This is a genomic window from Serratia nevei (assembly GCF_037948395.1).
In the GTDB taxonomy this organism is placed as follows: domain Bacteria; phylum Pseudomonadota; class Gammaproteobacteria; order Enterobacterales; family Enterobacteriaceae; genus Serratia; species Serratia nevei.
In genome coordinates this window covers 3,461,244-3,480,031 of the sequence record NZ_CP149940.1, presented here as the reverse complement: position 1 = coordinate 3,480,031, position 18,788 = coordinate 3,461,244, and the positions used below count along the sequence as shown (strand labels likewise).

The window sequence follows — 18,788 nt, the reverse complement described above, 5'->3', positions numbered from 1 at the left end:
GCGTTGGCGATTAAACCGCAGGGCGAGCCAAAAAGCGCTCGACCAATTTGACCCAGTAGGTGGCGCCCAGCGACAGACCGTCGTCGTTGAAGTCATAACCGGGGTTGTGCAGAGAATTGCCCGGCGTGGTGGGGCCGTTGCCGATCGAGATGTAGCTGCCCGGGCACTTCTCCAGCATAAAGGCGAAATCTTCGCTGGCGGTGAACGGTCGCAGCGTGGGGATAACCCGGCTCTCTCCGGCCCATTCCAGCGCCACCGCGCGCGCCAGCTCGGTTTCTGCCGGGTGGTTCACCAGCACCGGGTAGCCGTGCTGATAGTCGATCTCCGCGCGGGCGCCGAAGCTGGCGGCCTGCGCCGTGACCAGCTCGGTGATGCGCTGCTCCAGCCGCTCACGCACCGCCGCCGTCAGCGCGCGCACGCTGAGCGTCAGGGTGGCGGTCGCCGGGATCACGTTGGCGGCCTGGCCGGCCTGCATCGCCCCCACGGTGACGATCGCCGTTTCCTGCGGATCGATATTGCGCGCCACGATGGTTTGCAGGCTCATGACGATGGCCGCGCAGGCCACCACCGGATCGACGGTGCTCTGCGGCACCGCGCCGTGGCCGCCGTGGCCGTGCAGGGTGATGTGTACCGTATCGGCCGAGCACATGAAGGGGCCGCTGGCGAAGCCCAGGTGGCCGGTGGGGAAGCCGGGCACGTTGTGCATGGCGAACACCGCGTCGCAGGGGAAGCGCTCAAACAGGCCGTCTTCAATCATCACTCTGGCGCCGCCGCCGCCTTCTTCCGCCGGCTGAAAGATCAGGTGCAGCGTGCCGCTGAAGTTCGGCTGCTGCGCCAGATAGCGCGCCGCCGCCAGCAGCATGGCGGTGTGCCCGTCGTGGCCGCAGGCGTGCATCACCCCGGCATGGGTGCTGGCGTGCGGCAAGCCGGTCGTTTCGGCAATCGGCAGGGCGTCCATGTCGGCGCGGATGCCGAGCGATCTTCCCGGCCCGCGCTGCAGTGTGGCGACAACGCCGGTTTGTCCTACGCTGCGCGTGACGCGGTAACCCCATTCCTCCAGCCGCTGCGCCACCAGAGCCGACGTCGCGAACTCTTGGAAGCCCAGCTCCGGGTGGGCGTGAATGTGGCGGCGAAGCGCGACCATCTCATCATGAACGGCGGCGATCTCAGGCAGTACGAGTGAAGGGTTCATCACGGTCTCCGGCAAAAGAGTCCCGACCAACGGGCACGGAACGGGGCAGAGGGATAGGCATCGAGACTAGCAAACTCCGTTTTTGCCGGGTAGCCGCCGTTCGGTTATGCTGACAACCAATGATTGTCAGGAGGTGAACATGAAACTGCACCAACTGCAGGCGCTGGTGGCCAGCGCCGACAGCGGCAGCATTCGCGCGGCGGCGCGGCATCTGGGGCTGTCGCAGGCGGCGGTGACCCGCGCGCTGCGCGAACTGGAGCAGGAACAGGCGCTGCCGCTGCTGATCCGCACCCCGACCGGGCTGGGCTTTACCCCCTACGGCAAAACCCTGCTGGCGCACGCCCGGCTGGTGTTGAATCAGCTGGAGCAGGCGCAGGGGGAAATGGCGGCGCTGCGCGGGCGGGCGGCGGATCTGGTCAAGGCGGCGATCACCCCCTGGTTGATGCTGACGGTGCTGCCGCCGGCGGTGATGGCGTTTCGCAGCAAGGTGCCGGCGGTGCGGCTGGAACTGTCGGAAAGCCTGATGGCCAACGCCCAGTCGCAGCTGCGCGAGGGCACGATGGACTTTGCCATTACGCCGCTGCCGGCGTCGTCGGCGCCGCAGGAGTTCCACTGCGAGCCGCTGCTGGAGTATGAAACGGCGTACATGGTGCGGCGCGGCCACCCGCTGGCGCACAGTACCTCGCTGCATCAGCTGCTGGAGCAGGATTGGGTGATGAGCTATACCCCGGAAAGTTTCGATGCGCTGCTCGACGAGGTGTTTCACCGCCACGGCGCGCGCCTGCCGCGCCAGCGCATTATCCAGGCGCATTCGTTCGGCATGCTGCAGGCGCTGGTGGAGTCCGCTGAGATGTGTACCTGGTGCCCGCGGCCGATCGTCGCGCTGCCGCAGTTCGCCTCCCGCGTGCAGCCGCTGGCGCTGCGGGAGAGCTGCCAGCCGGCGCAGCTGAATATCGTCACCCGGCGTAACAGCATTCTGAGCGCCGCCGCCCATGCGTTTATCGACACGCTGGTGCGCACCCTGCGCCAGCAGGCGCGATCGTCGCGGCCGGAAGATCGCCAGATCTACGATCGCGTGCGCCTGCTGATTTAGCGGATCCCCCCGGATCGCCGATCCCGTAAATGGGATCGCGATCCGCATTTGTAGCATTTTTAGTCGCAATGTTAACGATATGTGATTTTGCTCAAATAATTATTTTTGCAGCTTTGGTTATATGTCGCTCTATGTTCACGTTGTCATTTTGAGTTTTCCTGGGTGTTTTATGATTAATCAATTGAAATTTATCACTTTATAACGTTTGTTGTTTTTTTTTGGATAAAAATGACAACGTCAACATTAAGAAAATTCAAGCGTTTAACGAGTGTATTGGAGGAAGAGATGAGCCAGTTGCCGGAAAAAATGCGCGCGGTCGTTTGCCACGGCCCGCAGGACTATCGTTTCGAACAGGTGCCCACGCCGCTGCCGAAGGCACACGAGCTGGTGATCAAGGTGGAAGGCTGCGGCATCTGCGCCGGCGACTGCAAGTGCAAGAACGGCGCACAGATGTTTTGGGGGGAGAACCCGTGGGTCAAACCGCCGGTGGTGCCGGGGCATGAGTTTTACGGCCGCATCGCCGCGCTGGGCGAGGGCGCGGAAGGCAAATACCGGCTCGGCGAGCGGGTGATCGCCGAGCAGATCGTGCCGTGCTGGGCGTGCCGCTACTGCAAATCCGGCAGTTATTGGATGTGTGAGACGCATAACATTTACGGTTTCCAAAAAGACGTGGCGGAGGGCGGCATGGCGGAGTACATGCGCTTTTCCGAGAACGCCATCGTGCACAAGATCCCGGAAAGCCTGAGCCATGAAGACGCGGTATTGATTGAACCGATGGCCTGCGCCATCCACACCGTCGCGCGCGGCGACATCCAGCTGGACGACGTGGTGGTGCTGGCCGGCGCCGGGCCGCTCGGGCTGTGCATGGTGCAGGTGGCGCGCCTGAAAACGCCGAAGAAACTGATCGTGATCGACGCCATCGACGAGCGGCTGGCGCTGGCGAAGGAATTTGGCGCCGACGTGGTGATTAACCCGCTGAAGGAAGACGCCGACCAGATCGTCAAATCGCTGACCGGCGGCTACGGCTGCGACGTCTACATCGAGGCCACCGGCGCGCCGATCGGCGTCACCCAGGGGCTGCAGATGATCCGCAAGCTGGGCCGCTTCGTGGAGTTCAGCGTGTTCGGCAAGGAAACCACCGTCGATTGGTCCATCATCGGCGATCGCAAAGAGCTGGACATTCGCGGCGCGCACCTGGCGCCCTACAGCTACGAAATCGCCATCGATCTGTTCGAGCGCGGGCTGGTGACCTCCAATGGCGTGGTTACCCACAGCTATTCATTGAACGACTGGGACGAAGCCTTCGCCCTGGCGGACTCGACCGACTCCATCAAGGTGATCCTGGTTCCCTGACCCTCCCGCCGTACCGCTGTTGCAGTCACGATCGCCGGCCCGCTCGCAATGAGGGGCCGGCCGGTCGGCCAAACGTAAAGACATGCTGTTGCTCTGATAACCACAACAAGAAGCTTCCCTACAGGAGAATTGGCTATGTTTTCATTATTCAAAAAGACCTTACCTTTTATCGTCGCCGGTGGAATGTTGGCGGCCAGCCATGGGGCGCTGGCCAAGCAAATCACTATCGGTATGTCGTTCCAGGAAATGAACAACGACTACTTCGTCACCATGAAGCAGGCGCTGGATCAGGCGGCGGCGGATATCGGCGCCAAGGTGTACGTGGCCGATGCGCGCCATGACGTCGCCAAACAGATCGGCGACGTGGAAGACATGCTGCAGAAGAAGGTGGATATCCTGCTGATCAACCCGACCGATTCGGTGGGGGTGCAGTCGGCGGTGATCTCCGCTCATAAGGCCGGCGCGGTGGTGGTGGCGATCGACGCGCAGGCGGAAGGGCCGCTGGATTCGTTCGTCGGCTCGGAAAACTACGACGCCGGCTTCCAGGCGGGTGAATACCTGGCGAAAGCGCTGGGCGGCAAAGGCAAGGTGGCGATCCTCGACGGCATCCCGGTGGTGCCGATCCTGGAGCGCGTGCGCGGCTTTGAAGCGGCGATGAAGAAATACCCCGACATCAAGATCGTCACCAAGCAAAACGGCAAGCAGGAACGTGACACCGCGCTGACCGTGACCGAAAACATGCTGCAGTCGGCGCCGGATCTGGCGGGCATCTTCAGCGTCAACGACGTCGGCGCGCTCGGCGCCCTGGCGGCGATCGAAAGCAACGGCGCCAAGGTCAAGCTGGTGAGCGTCGACGGCCAGCCGGAAGCCATCAAAGAGATCCTCAAGCCGAACTCGCCGTTTATCGCCACCTCGGCGCAGTTCCCGCGCGACCAGTTGCGCATCGCGCTCGGCATTGCGCTGGCCCGCTACTGGGGCGCCACGGTGCCGAAAACCGTGCCGGTCAAAGTGAAGCTGATCGACCGCAGCAATGCGGCCGGCTTTAGCTGGTAACAGCGGCCGGGTTCGCCCCGCTGCGGCGGGGCGTTCGGCGCGGAGGGCTATGCGGTGACACCTTTACTGGAACTGAAGCGAATAAAAAAGAGCTTTCCCGGCGTGAAGGCGCTGGACGGCATCGATCTGGCCATTCAACGCGGCGAAGTGCACGCCCTGCTGGGCGAAAACGGCGCCGGCAAATCGACGCTGGTAAAAATCATGTGCGGCATCTATCAGCCGGACGAGGGCGATATTTTTATCGACGGCGAGCAGCGCCGCTTTAACAACTATCGCCAGGCGATCGAGGCCGGGGTCGGCATTATTTTTCAGGAGTTCTCGTTGATTCCCTACATGAGCGCCATCGACAACATCTTCCTCAACCGGGAGATCCGGAACCGCTGGGGCCTGCTGGATCGGCGGGCGATGCGGCGCAAGGCCGAGGCGATCTTCAAGCGGCTAACGGTGACTATCGATCTCGATTGCCCGGTGGAGCAGCTGAGCGTGGCGCAGCAGCAGTTCGTTGAGATCGCCAAGGCGCTGTCGCTGGAGGCGCGGGTGCTGGTGCTGGATGAACCGACCGCCACGCTGACGCCGGGCGAGGCCGAACACCTGTTCAGCGTGATGAACGATCTGCGTCTGCTGGGCGTCGGCATGGTGTTTATCTCGCACCACCTGGACGAGATCTTCACCATCTGCGATCGCATCACCGTACTGCGCGACGGCGCCTACATCGAAACGCTGGCCACCGGTGACACCAACGTGGAAGAGCTGGTGCGGCTGATGGTCGGGCGAAAAATCGAGAACGCCTTCCCGGCGAAACAGCACCCGGTCGATACCGCGACGGTGCTGCTGGAGGCGGAGATCCAGCGCGAGAAGCACGGCGCGACCGACCGCTTCCACCTGCACAAGGGCGAGATCCTCGGCTTCGCCGGGCTGGTGGGCTCCGGGCGCACCGAGACCGTCTCGGCGCTGATCGGCGCCAGCCGCTGCCACCGCAAACGCGTCAGCCTCGGCGGCCAACCGGCGGCGCTGCGCTCCCCGGCGCAGGCGCTGGCGCAGGGTATCGGCCTGCTGCCGGAGAGCCGCAAAACCGAGGGCCTGGTGCTGCCGTTTTCGGTGGCGCAGAACATCACCCTCAACCGGCACCACCGGCGCGGCAAGATTTTCGTCAGCGCCCGTAAGGATCGCGACGTGGTGCAGCGGCTGATCCGCGCCGTGGGGGTGAAAACCCCGGACGCCGATACCTCCGTCAGCACCCTGAGCGGCGGCAACCAGCAGAAGGTGGTGATCGCCCGCTGGCTCAACAACGACTGCAACATCCTGATCTTCGACGAGCCGACGCGCGGCATTGACGTGGGCGCCAAGGCCGAGATCTACCAGCTGATGCAGCAACTGACCCAGCAGGGCATCTCCATCATCATGATTTCCTCCGAACTGCCGGAGATCATCGGCGTGTGCGACCGCGTGCTGGTGTTTCGCGGCGGCCACATCGTCGCCGAGCTGACCGGCGACGACATCGAATCCAACCACATCATGCTTCACGCGACCGGGAGTGCCCTATGATCGGAATTGAACAACCCGCCGTGGCGCGCCGCGCCGCCGGCCCCAGCCTCGGCAAGCGCTGGGAAAAACTGCTGCATCACCCGGCGGTCTTGCCGTTTATCGGCTTCGTTGTCCTGTTCGTATTGATGAGCCTGCTGAACGACAGCTTCCTCAGCGTCAACAACCTGACCAACGTGGCGCGCCAGGTGTCGATCAACGCCATCATCGCGGTGGGCATGACCTGCGCCATCCTGACCGGCGGCATCGATCTCTCGGTGGGGCCGGTGATGGCGCTGGCCGGTTCGGTCGCCGCCGGGCTGATGCTGGCGGCGGTGCCCATTCCGCTGGCGATGGTGGCGGCGCTGGCGGTCGGCGCGCTGTTCGGCCTGGCCAACGGCGCCTGCATCGCCTATCTGCGCATGCCGCCGATCATCGTCACCCTGGCGTCGATGGGCATCGCCCGCGGCCTGGCGCTGCTCTATACCGGCGGCTACCCGATCTCCGGCCTGCCCGACGTCTTCTCGTTCTTCGGCCGCGGCACGGTGCTGGGCATCCAGGTGCCGATCCTGATCATGCTCGGCGTGTATGTGCTGGCCTGGCTGATGCTCAACCAGCTGCCGTTCGGCCGCTACGTCTACGCGATGGGCGGCAACGAAGAGGCGGCGCGCCTGAGCGGCATCCGCGTGCCGCGCTACAAGATGCTGGTGTACGTGATCAGCGGCCTGACCGCCGCGCTGGCCGGGCTGGTGCTGACCTCGCGCCTGATGAGCGGGCAGCCCAACGCCGGCGAAGGCTTCGAGCTGGACGCCATCGCCGCGGTGGTGCTGGGCGGGGCGGCGATCTCCGGCGGGCGCGGCGCCATCGTCGGCACGCTGGTGGGGGCGATGATGCTCGGGGTGCTCAACAACGGCCTCAATCTGATGAACGTGTCGCCGTATATCCAGAACGTGGTGAAGGGCGGCATCATCCTGGCCGCCATCTACCTCAGCTCTGTGCGGCGCAAATAGGAGGCGCGATGTCAGTCTTTCTTGGCATAGACGTCGGCGGCACGGTGATCAAGGCCGGGCTGTACCGGGCAAGCGGCGAAGAGCTGGCGATCGCCGAGCGCGACGGCGCGGCGATTGCCGCCCAGCCGGGCTTCAGCGAACGCAATATGGACGCGCTGTGGGATGACGTTTGCGCGGCGATCCGCCAGACGCTGCACGCGGCGGGGCTGGCGGCCGGGCAGGTGCGCGGCGTCAGCTTTTCGGCGCACGGCAAAGGGCTGTACGCCATCGACCGCCACGGCAAACCGGTCGGCAACGGCATCCTCTCTTCGGACAACCGCGCGGCGGCCACGGTGGCTGAGCTGCGCCGCGTCGGCGTGGACGCGCAGACCTACCCGCGCAGCCTGCAGCCGCTGTGGCCCAGCCACCCGGCGCTGCTGCTGCGCTGGCTGAAGCAGCGGCAACCGGCGCAATACGCCGCTGTCGATCGCATCCTGATGGCGCACGACTACCTGCGCTTTCGCCTCACCGGCGAGGCGGCGGCCGAGGTGACCAACATCTCCGGCAGCAACCTGTTCAATCAGCACAGCGGCGCTTACGATCCGGCGCTGATGGCGGCCTTCGGCATCGAAGAGGCGCAGGAGAAGACCGCGCCAACGATCGGCTCGGCGCAGCTGGCCGGGCGGGTGACGGCCGCTGCGGCGGCGCAGTGTGGCCTGCGCGCGGGCACCGCGGTGTACGGCGGCCTGTTCGACGTGGTGGGCGCGGCGCTCAGCTCCGGCGTGGCCGACGATCGCACGCTCAGCGCGGTGGCGGGCACCTGGTCGATCGCCACCTGCGTGACCGAGCGCATCATTCCCGCCGATTACCCCTACGCCTGGGGGCGCTACTGCATCGACGGCCGCTATTTCGTGCACGAAGGCAGCCCGACCTCGGCCGGTAACCTGGCCTGGTTCCTGCGCCAGTTCTGCGCCGACGACCGGCAGCGCTACGCCCAGTTCAACGCCTGGGTGGCCGAGCGCCGCGAGCAGCCCAGCGGGCTGCTGTTCCTGCCTTATCTGTACGGCTCCAACCTCGGCGGCAACACGCCGGGCGGGCTGATCGGCCTGAGCGCCCACCACGAGATGGCGGACGTGGTGCAGGCGATCTACCAGGGCATCGTGTTCTCGCACCTGATCCATCAGGAGCGCATGGTGCAGCTGAACCCGCGCATCGAGCGGGTGCGCATGACCGGCGGGCCGACGCAGTCCGAGGTGTGGATGCAGATGTACGCCGACGCCGGCAACCTCCCGCTCGAGGTGGTGGAAACGCGCCAAAGCGGCTGCCGCGCCGCCGCCCTGTGCGCCGCCGTCGGCGCCGGGGAGTACGCCGGGTTCGCCGAAGCGATCGCCGCCGCGCCGCCCAAATTGCGCTGTTATTATCCCGCGACCGCCGCCCATCGGCGCCTGCGCGCCCAGCAGGCGCGCTATCTGGCGGTCGCCCAGGCTTTGAGTGAGGTGACTGATGCAAACGACTAACGCCGCCTGTCTGGGGCTGTATGAAAAGGCGCTGCCCGCCGATCTGAGTTGGCCGCAGCGGCTGGCCACCGCCGCCGAGCTGGGCTTTGAGTTCGTGGAGATGTCGATCGACGAACAGCCGGCGCGCCAGCAGCGGCTGGACTGGGATCGCCGCCAGCGGCTGGCGTTTATCCAGGCGCGGCTCGACAGCGGGGTGACGGTGCCGAGCCTGTGCCTGTCGGCGCACCGGCGCGATCCGTTCGGCAGCCATGACGCCGCCACCCGCGAGCGGGCGCGGGGGCTGATGAGCAAGGCGCTGGAATTGGCGACGGATCTCGGCATCCGCAACATCCAGCTGGCGGGTTACGACGTCTATTACGAACCCGCCGATCGCCACAGCCGCGAGCGCTTTATCGAGGGCATGCAGTGGGCGGCGGCGCAGGCCGCCAGGGCGCAGGTGATGCTGTCGGTGGAGGTGATGGACACGCCGTTCATCAACAGCATCAGCAAATGGCGCGACATCGCCCGCCACGTCAACAGCCCGTGGTTCACGGTGTATCCCGATCTCGGCAACCTCAGCGCCTGGGGTAACGACGTCGCCGCCGAGCTGGCGCTGGGCATCGGCAGCATTACCGCCGTGCACCTCAAAGACACCGTCGCGGTGGGGCCGGGCAGCGCCGGGCAGTTTCGCGACGTGCCGTTCGGCGAGGGCTGCGTGGATTTCGCCCACGCCTTTTCCGTGCTCAACGCGCTTGGCTATCGCGGCCCCTACCTGCTGGAGATGTGGGCGCGCGAAGACGGGCAGGACAAGCAACGCATCGCCCAGGCCAAGGCCTGGATTGAACAACAGATGATTGAGGGAGGCATCGCATGCTGAACGAACTCAAGCGGCAGGTGCTGGCCGCCAACCTCAGCCTGCCGGCATACGGGCTGGTGACCTTTACCTGGGGCAACGTCTCGGCGATCGATCGCCAGAGCGGGCTGGTGGTGATCAAGCCTTCGGGCATCGCCTACGAGGCGATGACGCTGGAGGATCTGGTGGTGGTGGATCTGGAGGGCAAGGTGCGCGAAGGGCAGCTCAAGCCCTCATCCGACACCGCCACCCACCTGGCGCTGTACCGCGCCTTCGCCGATATCGGCGGCGTGGTGCACACCCACAGCCGCAACGCTACCATCTGGGCGCAGGCCGGGCAGCCGATCCCGGCGCTGGGCACCACCCACGCCGACTACTTTTACGGCGACATTCCCTGCACCCGGCCGATGAGCGAGGCGGAGATCGCCGGCGACTACGAGGGGGAAACCGGCAAGGTGATTATCGAGACCTTCAATCAGGCGGGGCGCGATCCGCAGCAGGTGCCGGGAGTATTGGTCTATTCCCACGGCCCGTTCGCCTGGGGCAAGGACGCGGCGGATGCGGTACACAACGCGGTGGTGCTGGAAGAGGTGGCGATCATGGCAATGGCGACGCGCCAGCTGGCGCCGGCCATCGCCCCGATGCAGCCGGAGCTATTGGACAAACATTTCCTGCGCAAGCACGGCAAACACGCCTACTACGGGCAATAGCGCCCGTCAGCGATTCAACAGCGAGCCGGTGAAGAACTCTCTGCGCACCGGCAACTCGCCGCGCGGGCTGTTAATGGCGCTGAACAGCAGCTCCGCGGCGATCTCCCCCAGTTTCTGCGTATCGTGATACACCCCTGGAATGTGCAGGCCGTAAGCGCCGGCGCGCGGCGGCTCGTCTATCGAGAAGAACTTCACCTGCTGATAAAGCCCCATCTCGTGGCAGATGGCGATGGCGCCCAGCGTGATGATGCCGTTCAGGCCGATGATGTAATCCGGGCGGTTCTCCGGCTGCGCCAGATAGGCGCGCACCTCGCTCTCTTGCGAGGTGAAATCGTAGTCGCCGTTGATGATATGAATCTCACGCCCGCTGCCCTGCAAGGCCGCTACGATGCCGGCGGTGCGCGTTAGCGTAATTTCCGAATCCGCCGGGCCGCCGATAATCAGCAGCTTCTGCTCCGGCTGCTCCGCCAGATAACGCCCGGCCAAAACGCCGATCTCGCGGTTATCGAGGAACACGCCGCTCAGCTGCTGATCGTAAAGGTCACGGTCGATCAGGATCAGTGGCACGCCGTACACCTCGGCCAGCTCGAGATAGGCGGGGCGGTAGCGCTTGTCGTCGCGCACCGCCGACAGCAGGATGCCGCGCGCCTTGTAGCCGAACAGCGCCTGAATGGCGCGCATTTCCGCCTCTTCGCTGCCGTCGGTGTCGAACAGCATGATCTGGTAGCCCTGCTGGCGCGCAATGCGCGACACGGTCTTGATCAGGCCGGAATAGAACGGGTTGTACATGCTGCTGGTGACGATGCCGATAATCTGGCTGCTGCTGCTTTTCAGCCCCTGCGCGAAGGCGTTGGGCACATAGTTCAGCTCTTTGGCGATGGCGTGAATGCGCTCGCGGGTTTCCGGCTTGACCAGCTCGGGCTTATTGAAGGCGCGGGAAACGGTGATATTGGTCACCCTGGCGCGGCGGGCGATATCCACGATAGTGGCATTGGGATTGGCTTTCGACACCGTCTTTCCTTGCGTTATGCCTCAACAGATCCCTTATTGTAGGGAAAGGGCGGGGGCGGTGCTAGGGGGGAGTTGGGGGGAATAACAAGTGTGAAGATAGGTAATGATACATTTGTTTATTAGTATTCCATTAAATTATTTAATATGAATTTATTTTATTGGTAGGGAGTTCGACACTGTGTATTTCCATGTGGAGGTACGGTGTGGAAGACTGTTTTTTCCAGAGGTGGACATCGCGGACGTCAAGGCTCGCTAGGTTAGATATCTGAAAGAAAAGGGTCTGCTTGAGGGGACTTATAATCATTCCGCTAGAAATAGTTCACTCCCTTTGTTTTTAAAATATATTTAATGATGATTTTAATTATTAGCTATGAGTATGATGGATATGGTATTTTATTCGAAGAGCGGGAAGTGCTTTTTAAAATCCAGCCTCTTCGAGAAATTGATGAGGAGGTGGGTTGAGTCAGCATTATTGATATCTACAGTGATTTATTTTTTTGACGGATGTCACAATATTATACTTTGTGGGTGCTTAATTTTTATGATATAAAATGTGTTTTTTATTGGGTGTAATAGGATTATACAATGACGATACAAGAAATTGTTCAGCAGCGTAATATTACGAAACTATTTCATTTTACACATATTGATAACCTCTCCTCTATTTTAAATACTGGTCTTGTATCACGCTCATCACTTGATGAGGTAGGTGGTAAATATGATTACAATGATGGGGATAGGATTGATGGACATCTAGATGCGATATGTGTTTCTATAAGTTTTCCTAACTCAAAAATGTTTTATAAGTATAGACAATCCAAACTTGGTAATTGGGTTGTGTTAGAAATACACCCTTCTATTCTTTGGGATAAGGTTTGTGCATTTTACCCGACTAATGCAGCTTCGAATAATGTTCGCTTTAATGATACTGATTTAATGAAAGGAGGGGCGGCCTTTAGTTCTTTATTTTCAGATGATATCTTTGGGGTTCAAAGAAAAATTAATCTTCCAACTGAGTACCCGACGGACGTTCAAGCTGAAGTGCTTGTGTTTGAAGATATTGGGTTGGAATATATTGTAAATACTGTTCACTCTAACAAAGATACAGCTGAACATTTCAAAAATCTATATCCGCAGACAAATCAAAATTATTATGCTAATCTTAATGGTAGAACTCTCTACTCTCAGAGAGATTATTATTTGAGGTTAGGATAAGTTATGGCTGTTAGACCTGTTTTCATTCCTACAAATGCTGGGGATGTACTGTCCATCACAAAAGATGTGACTTTCCCTTGGGCTCCTGGGATGTCTAAAACGCAAAAGCAGAAATCGATAAAAGCATTACATTTAGCAGCGAATCAGCAGGGATTAGATTCTTTGTTAGAAATCTCCAGTAAATCCGAGAATGAACTGGGCGTGGCACTTAGCGCATTTAACCTAAGAATAAAGACGAAAAGACTTGCCAAGGAATTTACAGTTGAATCTGCATTTCAGGCAAGTAAGGTATTTGAAATGGGGGGGCCGTATGTCGATATCTTAGATAAAAGCTCGATAGATGCAAAAAGGGATATGAGATTGAAGGAATCAGGAGGGTTGGTTAATTTTAAGTTTTATAATACAGTGTGGCCCCTTATTCCTAGAACCGCTTTTTATGATTGGTTATATTTGAGTGCGCTAAATCAAAATAAAGCTCTAGCTTTCGAACTTTTAAAGTTTAATGGGTTTACTGATATAGAGTTTAATCCAGATAAATCTATTAATTGCCAAGCTAGAGCGGCAGCTCTTTTTGTCTCCTTGGTAAATAAAAACATGTTAAATGATGTTTTATCTTCAAAGGATAGTTTTCTGTCATTATTGTCATCTCATTATGGCATCGATAGTTATTCTATTCAACATAAATTGATATAGGTAGTGATATGTAGGGGTATTGGGGCGCTGATGTGGGGATATATAGAAAATTATTCTGCTGCTAATATCTATAGCTGTAACCCTTGTAATATCGTGTCCAATGAGAAATTGCTATCTTGCGGTTATGTTACAGGACTAGAGTCCGTACTATGTTAATATCCAAAACTTGGAAGAGGGGAATAGGGACTTCGACTGTAAGTATGCTTTGAATGGTAAAATACGCACGAAACGGTTACAGCATGATAATAACCGGCACCTCAATTTTCTTGAGGAGCTTGGTTCACTTTTCTTCAATGCCAATTTTTCACGCATAGCCACCCAACACCTAATGTCATCGCTCAAACCGCTATATCAGCACCATGATTAGTTGCGGCGGGGCGAGTGCGATGGCAGTAACGTTGAGAAGAATGTTTGCTCCAAATTTATAATGGCTTGGTAACCAATATAGGTTACTCCGCACGTTCAATTCCCAGTCAGAACACCACAAACATTCCTACTATCTTTTCCCAGCCCATAAAACTTGGTTACCTAACCCCATTTTCACCAACCCCCCGCCACAACCCCGGCAACAACCCCAACGTCTCATCAATCAGCGCCCGCCGGTCATTGCCCGGTTTCCAGATGGTCACCATGGTTTGGCTGATCCCCTGGCTGCCCACTTCGGTGCGCAGCGTGTTGACGTTTTTCCATTGTTCGGCATGCATGTGCGTCGGCAGGAATCCCCAGCCGCAGCCCTGTTCGAGCAGGGCGCGCAGCATTTCCAGCTCGTTGGTAAATATTGTATGCCCGGAAATTTGCAGGCGGCGCGCCACGGGTTCGTCAGAATCAGGGTGCATGATCACCTGCGGCGTGAGCGAAAGTTCCAGCAGTGAAAGCGGCTGCTCCGCGCTGGGGAAAAGCGCTTTGGCGGCGTAGAAATCCATCTCTATCGCCCCTAAGGCGCGCCACTCCATGGTGTCACCCACGCTGCGATGGCGCGCCTGGCAGATCCCCAGATCGGCCTGGCCGTTTGTCAGCAGCCTTTCCGCCTCGTCGCGCGAGGCGTTAATCAGGCTCAGGCGCGTGTTGCGTTTGGCCATGGTGGCAATCAGCGCCTGCAGCAGCGCGCGGGGGGTAAAGGGATCGTAGACCAGCGAAATTTCCTGCGTCGCGCTCTTTGGCACGTCTTTGGCAAACGCCTCAAACGCTTTCACCTGGCGCATCAGCAGGTGCGCCTGGCGTTGCAGCTGTTCGCCCTCCGGCGTCAGGTGCAGGCTGCGTCCCTCGCGCAGGAACAGCGCATAGCCCAAGCCATCCTCGAGAAAATCAATCAAATCGCGCAGCGTCGTGCGGTCTTTGCCCAGCTTGAGCGCGGCTTTCGCCAGGCTGCCGTGCTCGGCCACGGCGGTGAAGGCTTCCAGTTGGGCAAAGGAATAAATCAGGCTCGGCACGCGGTTCCCCCGTCGATTTTTCGGGGGATTTTCCCCCATCAGGCGTTTTTTATTATAGGCCGCGTTTTTTTAAGCTGAACGCCTTCCTGAGCTAAGCGAGAAAAAATATGAAAAGCAAAGTGTTTAACCGCAGCCTGCTGGCGGGCGTTGTCATCAGTCTCTGCAGCGGCCTGTTGGCGCCCGCCGCGCTGGCCGCCTGTGCGGGCACCGAACTCAGCGTCTGTCCCGCGCCTTTCGATGCGCAATTGCCGGACACGCACAAGATGCTCACCTGGAGCCAGAGCGATCGGGTGGTCGGTTTTCGTAACGACTACCGCAACTATGCCGGGGATGTATTTCACCACGGTAATGCCACGCCGCTGCCGGCGGCCGCTAAACCGTTAACGGACGCCAGTTATCGGGTGAATGGTAAAACCTACAGCCTGCAGGATTACCTGCAGCGCCAGAACGTCAGCGGCATGCTGGTGCTGAAAGACGGCAAAATCGCCTGGAAATATCTGGGGCAGGGCAATACCGACGCCACCCTGTGGACGTCGCGCTCGGTGGGCAAATCCGTGGTCGCCGCGCTGGTGGGCGTGGCGATTAAACAGGGCAAGATCCGCTCGCTCGACGATCTCATCACGCAATACGAACCCGATCTGAAAGGCACCGCGTGGGACGGTGTGACCCTCAGGCAGCTGATCACTCACACCTCCGGCGTGGCGTGGAATGAGGATTACACCAACCCGAAATCGGACTTCGCGCAGCTGACCGAGTGTGAAGCCAAACCCGGCACCTACGCCTGCGTGCGCAAGCTGGTGGCCGGTTTGCACCGCGCGCATCCGGCCGGGCAGAACTGGTCTTACTCCTCCGGCGGCGCGTGGCTGCTGGGCGATGTGCTGGAGCGTGCCACCGGCATGCCGCTGGCGGCCTATCTGCAGCAAAACATCTGGCAGCCGTACGGTATGGCGAGCGACGGGGTGTGGCATGCCTACGCCAAAGGCCAGCACGACGTGGGCGCGCATGGGTTCAATGCCACGCTGGAAGACTGGGGGCGCTTCGGCGAATTCATTCTGCATAACGGGAAGCTGCCGAACGGCAAACAGATCTTGCCGGCTGATTGGGTAGCCCAGTCGGCCAACTGGACTCGGGCGGCGGGCTCGGTATCGGCGGCGCATCCTAACGGCATCTACGGCTTCCAGTGGTGGAACAACGAAGTGCCGGCCAATGCGACTAACGTTGAGCCTGCTCCGCAGACTTCCCTCAAGCATTCTCTGTGGGCGCTGGGGATCTTCGGCCAGATGATTATGGTCAATCAGGCGGAGAATCTGGTGATCGTCCAGTGGTCCACCTGGCCGCAGGCGGAGCCGTCCTTCAGCGCACAACCGCTGGAGGCCTCGCTGATGTTTAGCGCCATAGCGAAGGAATTGCGTTAACCCTCGGTAGCGAGCAGGGGCGGATGGCGGTTGCCATTCTGCCTCTGAGCGGCATATTCCATGTTTTCGACGCTGACCTTAAGGGAGTCTCAATTCTTTACAGGTAGAGGAGGCCAGTCTCCACCGTTTTTAATTAATAATTCTTTTATCTTGTTAACTTTCTCTTTATCCTCGTCATCGCCTACCCCTCTATCTATAAAGCGTTGGAGCTGATTGCCCATAGTCCAACCAAACTTACCCTTGATTTTATTATCTGCACCTCTCTCCAACAGAAGTATAGTATGATCAAACGAACGAGAATCAAGAGAGCTTATTAATATGGTATTCCCCAATGAATCCATTGTATTTATATCCGCGCCATAATCCAGCATCATCTTTAACGTTTCAGGGTTTTTCGCTTCTAAAGCTTCGAATATAATGGGTTGATTGAATACCTTATCTTTTGCATTTGGCGGTAAACCTCCGTCGAGCATGGCCTTGATCCAAATTCCCTTGTCGGCTTTCATGACAAATTCCGCCGGGCTGCTTCCTCCTTCCGGTCTGGGCTGCAACGGGTCGGCACCCGCTTTAACCAGGTCGGTTATTATTTTCAGCCTTTCCGGCGTGTTTTTATCATAGATTGCGTTTAATACAGACCAAAACAACAGGGTCATGTCTGCCTTAACCGGTCGATTCAGTTCTTCCTTGCTTATAGAGGGAAGCTGCTCTTTCAGTTTCACCTCATCACCATCATAAATCAGCTGTGCGATGTCCAGCTGCCGGCCTTCAAAAAAATCCTGTGGCTCATATTCCATGCTTTTGTTGCATCCTTGCACCATGAGAACAGTAAACAGTAGCACTATTGCCATTATCAATTTTCTCATCTTCTCCCCCTGAGAATGGTGACATCCTCGTCTCTTCAATCCGTTTTATTGCGTGGTCTATAGCGTGTTTATCGAAAACCAGATGTAACCTGACAGCCCCAGTATAATAACAGGCAGCTGTCAGATGTGCGTTGATGAAATTACTGTGCTTCCTTTGCTCCTTTCAAAAGCATGAGCTCGAGTATTTTCTTACACTGTACATTGTATTCTGAGCCATCTTGGCTGTCTTTTATTTGCCGATTCACTGCTGTTAACAGCGAAAGATTGTTTATATTTACCGGGTTAGGATTCGCACCCCGATTGAGCAGTAAGGTCATATGCTCAAAGGCTGAGCTAAAAAAAGCATCCATTAATAAGGTTTGTTGCAAGGAGTCTCTGATGTTTATATCCGCGCCATAATCCAGCATCACCTTTAATGTTTCAGGGTTTTTGGCTTTGATTGTTTGGAATACAATGGGCTCATTGAATACCTTATCTTTTGCGTTTGGCGGTAAACCGCCGTCGAGCATGGCTTTGACCCAAATCCCCTTGTCGGCTTTCATGACGAATTCCGCCGGGCTGCTCCCGCCCTCCGGTCTGGGCTGCAACGGGTCTGCGCCAGCTTTTACCAGGTCGGTTATTATTTTCAGCCTTTCCAGCGTGTTTTTATCATAGATTGAGTTCAACACCGACCAAAACAGCAGGGTCATGTCTGCTTTCACTGGTCGATTCAGTTCTTCCTTGCTTATTGAAGGAAGCTTCTCATTCAGTTTCACTTCGTCGCCATCATAAATCAGCTGTGCGACTTCCAATTGACGGCCTTCAAAAAAATCCTGTGGTTCATATTCCATGTTTTTTTTGCATCCTTGCATCATGAGAACAGTAAACAGTAACGCCATTGCCATTATCCACTTGCTCATATTCTCCCCCTGATAGTGGCGACATCCTCGTCTTTCTGATCTTCAATCAACTTTATTGTCTGGTCTATACCGTGTTTATCGAGCAGGGTTCCTGTCCCTCCGGCAAGCGTGTGCGGTATGCCAGCGGCATCAGGCACCGCCAGTGATGACCACTCTTTCAAGGTGAAAGGCAATGCTACGCCCCAGGGTTTTTGTAAAGCATCGGGCAGGGCATTTCTTATAAGCTCATAGTCACTTTCGTTATTAACCTCCTGTAACGTGGTTAACAGCTCTCCCTCAACTCGATAGGCCTGTATGTTCTTGGTTGAACCAATCATTTCAGCTCCGTATTTCCCTACAGTTCCATGATGGAGTCCGGCTGCATTAAACGTCCAGGCGGGTTTTCCACTGGTCATTGATGCGGCGGAGGCCATTCCTCCGCCCAATGAATGACCAGAAATATCGACGCCGGAGGAGTTCTTTACTTGTAATCCTATTTTAACCGCCTGCTTATAATAATCTGAGTTTGCCCCCATCCCCTGCGCGCCATTATTTATCCAGTCATTCACATTTTTAACACCTGAGAAGTCGCCCCTAAGGGCCTTTTTGGCGGCGCTGCCGATTCCCTCCGGGAACTCTGGCGCTCTTGATCCTCTGAACACGACCGTTGGGTTCATCTCTTTACCAAAAACAGTGCTATCAGGTTGATATACCCTTACCAAAAAATCCGGAGATTCATCTCTGTCGAAGAGCATATTTCTGTTTAGCCCAATTTTACTCAGGGCAGCATTATCGTTACTGATATCTTTCCAACCTTCGGGAACGCCGGGTGTATCCTTTAGCGGATTCGTGGTCTTGTAGATATTCTCCGCCAGTTTTGCCTTCTCGACGGCGACATTGTTTGCCGCCAGGCGTTCCGAGGCGATTCGGGCGTCCGGGTAGATACTCCGTTGCCCGCGGCCAATGAGGTATTCGATGGAGCCCTGAGGGGCATGTTATCGAACGGCAGTCAGCGGTAGCTAA

Annotated in this window: 16 protein-coding genes and 1 pseudogene; 11 read left to right on the top strand and 6 right to left on the bottom strand. The window is 58.2% G+C overall.

The genetic code is table 11. From position 1 onward, the window contains the following. Positions 1–10 precede the first annotated feature (10 nt). Positions 11–1,192, bottom strand: coding sequence for a M20 aminoacylase family protein (locus tag V8N38_RS16665; protein ID WP_187181558.1), 1,182 nt, complete (start codon positions 1,190–1,192; stop codon positions 11–13). Positions 1,193–1,331: 139 nt separating this feature from the next. Between V8N38_RS16665 and V8N38_RS16660 the strand changes: the two genes are divergently transcribed. The 8 genes from V8N38_RS16660 to araD all read left to right on the top strand — a co-directional run bounded on the left by V8N38_RS16660 (position 1,332) and on the right by araD (position 10,260). Next, the gene (locus V8N38_RS16660; RefSeq protein WP_060420262.1) at positions 1,332–2,285 is read left to right on the top strand and encodes a LysR family transcriptional regulator; all 954 of its coding nucleotides are present in this window, start codon (positions 1,332–1,334) and stop codon (positions 2,283–2,285) included. Positions 2,286–2,570: 285 nt separating this feature from the next. After that, complete coding sequence (locus tag V8N38_RS16655) at positions 2,571–3,638, top strand: zinc-binding dehydrogenase (protein ID WP_147840105.1); 1,068 nt, start codon at positions 2,571–2,573, stop codon at positions 3,636–3,638. Positions 3,639–3,773: 135 nt separating this feature from the next. Next, positions 3,774–4,691, top strand: coding sequence for an ABC transporter substrate-binding protein (locus V8N38_RS16650; protein ID WP_015378502.1), 918 nt, complete (start codon positions 3,774–3,776; stop codon positions 4,689–4,691). 54 nt (positions 4,692–4,745) lie between these two features. Then, positions 4,746–6,236 carry a sugar ABC transporter ATP-binding protein gene (locus V8N38_RS16645; RefSeq protein WP_147840106.1) on the top strand — a complete coding sequence of 497 codons (1,491 nt, stop codon included), beginning with the start codon at positions 4,746–4,748 and terminating at the stop codon, positions 6,234–6,236. Continuing rightward, positions 6,233–7,222 carry an ABC transporter permease gene (locus tag V8N38_RS16640; protein WP_147840107.1) on the top strand — a complete coding sequence of 330 codons (990 nt, stop codon included), beginning with the start codon at positions 6,233–6,235 and terminating at the stop codon, positions 7,220–7,222. The genes V8N38_RS16645 and V8N38_RS16640 overlap by 4 nt, the downstream gene beginning before the upstream one ends. A gap of 8 nt (positions 7,223–7,230) precedes the next feature. Continuing rightward, entirely contained in the window at positions 7,231–8,718 is a 1,488-nt protein-coding gene (locus V8N38_RS16635) for an FGGY-family carbohydrate kinase (RefSeq protein WP_147840108.1), read from the top strand. Then, the gene (locus V8N38_RS16630; RefSeq protein ID WP_147840109.1) at positions 8,705–9,574 is read left to right on the top strand and encodes an L-ribulose-5-phosphate 3-epimerase; all 870 of its coding nucleotides are present in this window, start codon (positions 8,705–8,707) and stop codon (positions 9,572–9,574) included. Before V8N38_RS16635 ends, V8N38_RS16630 begins: the two co-directional genes overlap by 14 nt. Beyond that, complete coding sequence (gene araD / locus V8N38_RS16625; protein ID WP_147840110.1) at positions 9,568–10,260, top strand: L-ribulose-5-phosphate 4-epimerase; 693 nt, start codon at positions 9,568–9,570, stop codon at positions 10,258–10,260. The genes V8N38_RS16630 and araD overlap by 7 nt, the downstream gene beginning before the upstream one ends. Positions 10,261–10,266: 6 nt before the next feature. Here the strand turns inward: araD and V8N38_RS16620 are convergent, their stop codons facing one another. Next, on the bottom strand, positions 10,267–11,271 hold the full coding sequence (locus tag V8N38_RS16620) for a LacI family DNA-binding transcriptional regulator (protein WP_004935582.1): 1,005 nt from the start codon (positions 11,269–11,271) through the stop codon (positions 10,267–10,269). A 585-nt stretch (positions 11,272–11,856) separates the two neighbouring features. Between V8N38_RS16620 and V8N38_RS16615 the strand changes: the two genes are divergently transcribed. Both V8N38_RS16615 and V8N38_RS16610 read left to right on the top strand, forming a co-directional pair. Continuing rightward, positions 11,857–12,486, top strand: coding sequence for a DarT ssDNA thymidine ADP-ribosyltransferase family protein (locus V8N38_RS16615; RefSeq protein ID WP_147840111.1), 630 nt, complete (start codon positions 11,857–11,859; stop codon positions 12,484–12,486). Between the two features lie 3 nt (positions 12,487–12,489). Then, a complete protein-coding gene (locus V8N38_RS16610; protein ID WP_147840112.1) occupies positions 12,490–13,179 on the top strand; it encodes a DUF6977 family protein in 690 nt (229 codons plus the stop codon). A gap of 524 nt (positions 13,180–13,703) precedes the next feature. On the opposite strand, the gene V8N38_RS16605 is transcribed toward V8N38_RS16610, so the two are convergent. After that, positions 13,704–14,609, bottom strand: coding sequence for a LysR family transcriptional regulator (locus V8N38_RS16605; protein WP_147840113.1), 906 nt, complete (start codon positions 14,607–14,609; stop codon positions 13,704–13,706). Positions 14,610–14,716: 107 nt separating this feature from the next. On the opposite strand from V8N38_RS16605, the gene V8N38_RS16600 reads away from it, so the two are divergent. Beyond that, positions 14,717–16,024 carry a serine hydrolase domain-containing protein gene (locus tag V8N38_RS16600; RefSeq protein WP_147840114.1) on the top strand — a complete coding sequence of 436 codons (1,308 nt, stop codon included), beginning with the start codon at positions 14,717–14,719 and terminating at the stop codon, positions 16,022–16,024. 89 nt (positions 16,025–16,113) lie between these two features. On the opposite strand, the gene V8N38_RS16595 is transcribed toward V8N38_RS16600, so the two are convergent. The 3 genes and pseudogenes from V8N38_RS16595 to V8N38_RS16585 form a co-directional block, all read right to left on the bottom strand. Then, complete coding sequence (locus tag V8N38_RS16595) at positions 16,114–16,887, bottom strand: ankyrin repeat domain-containing protein (protein ID WP_147840115.1); 774 nt, start codon at positions 16,885–16,887, stop codon at positions 16,114–16,116. A 140-nt stretch (positions 16,888–17,027) separates the two neighbouring features. Then, a complete protein-coding gene (locus V8N38_RS16590) occupies positions 17,028–17,786 on the bottom strand; it encodes an ankyrin repeat domain-containing protein (protein WP_070914545.1) in 759 nt (252 codons plus the stop codon). Beyond that, positions 17,783–18,733: pseudogene (locus tag V8N38_RS16585) on the bottom strand (phospholipase); the annotation flags it as partial. The gene V8N38_RS16590 and the pseudogene V8N38_RS16585, both read right to left, overlap by 4 nt. Positions 18,734–18,788 lie beyond the last annotated feature (55 nt).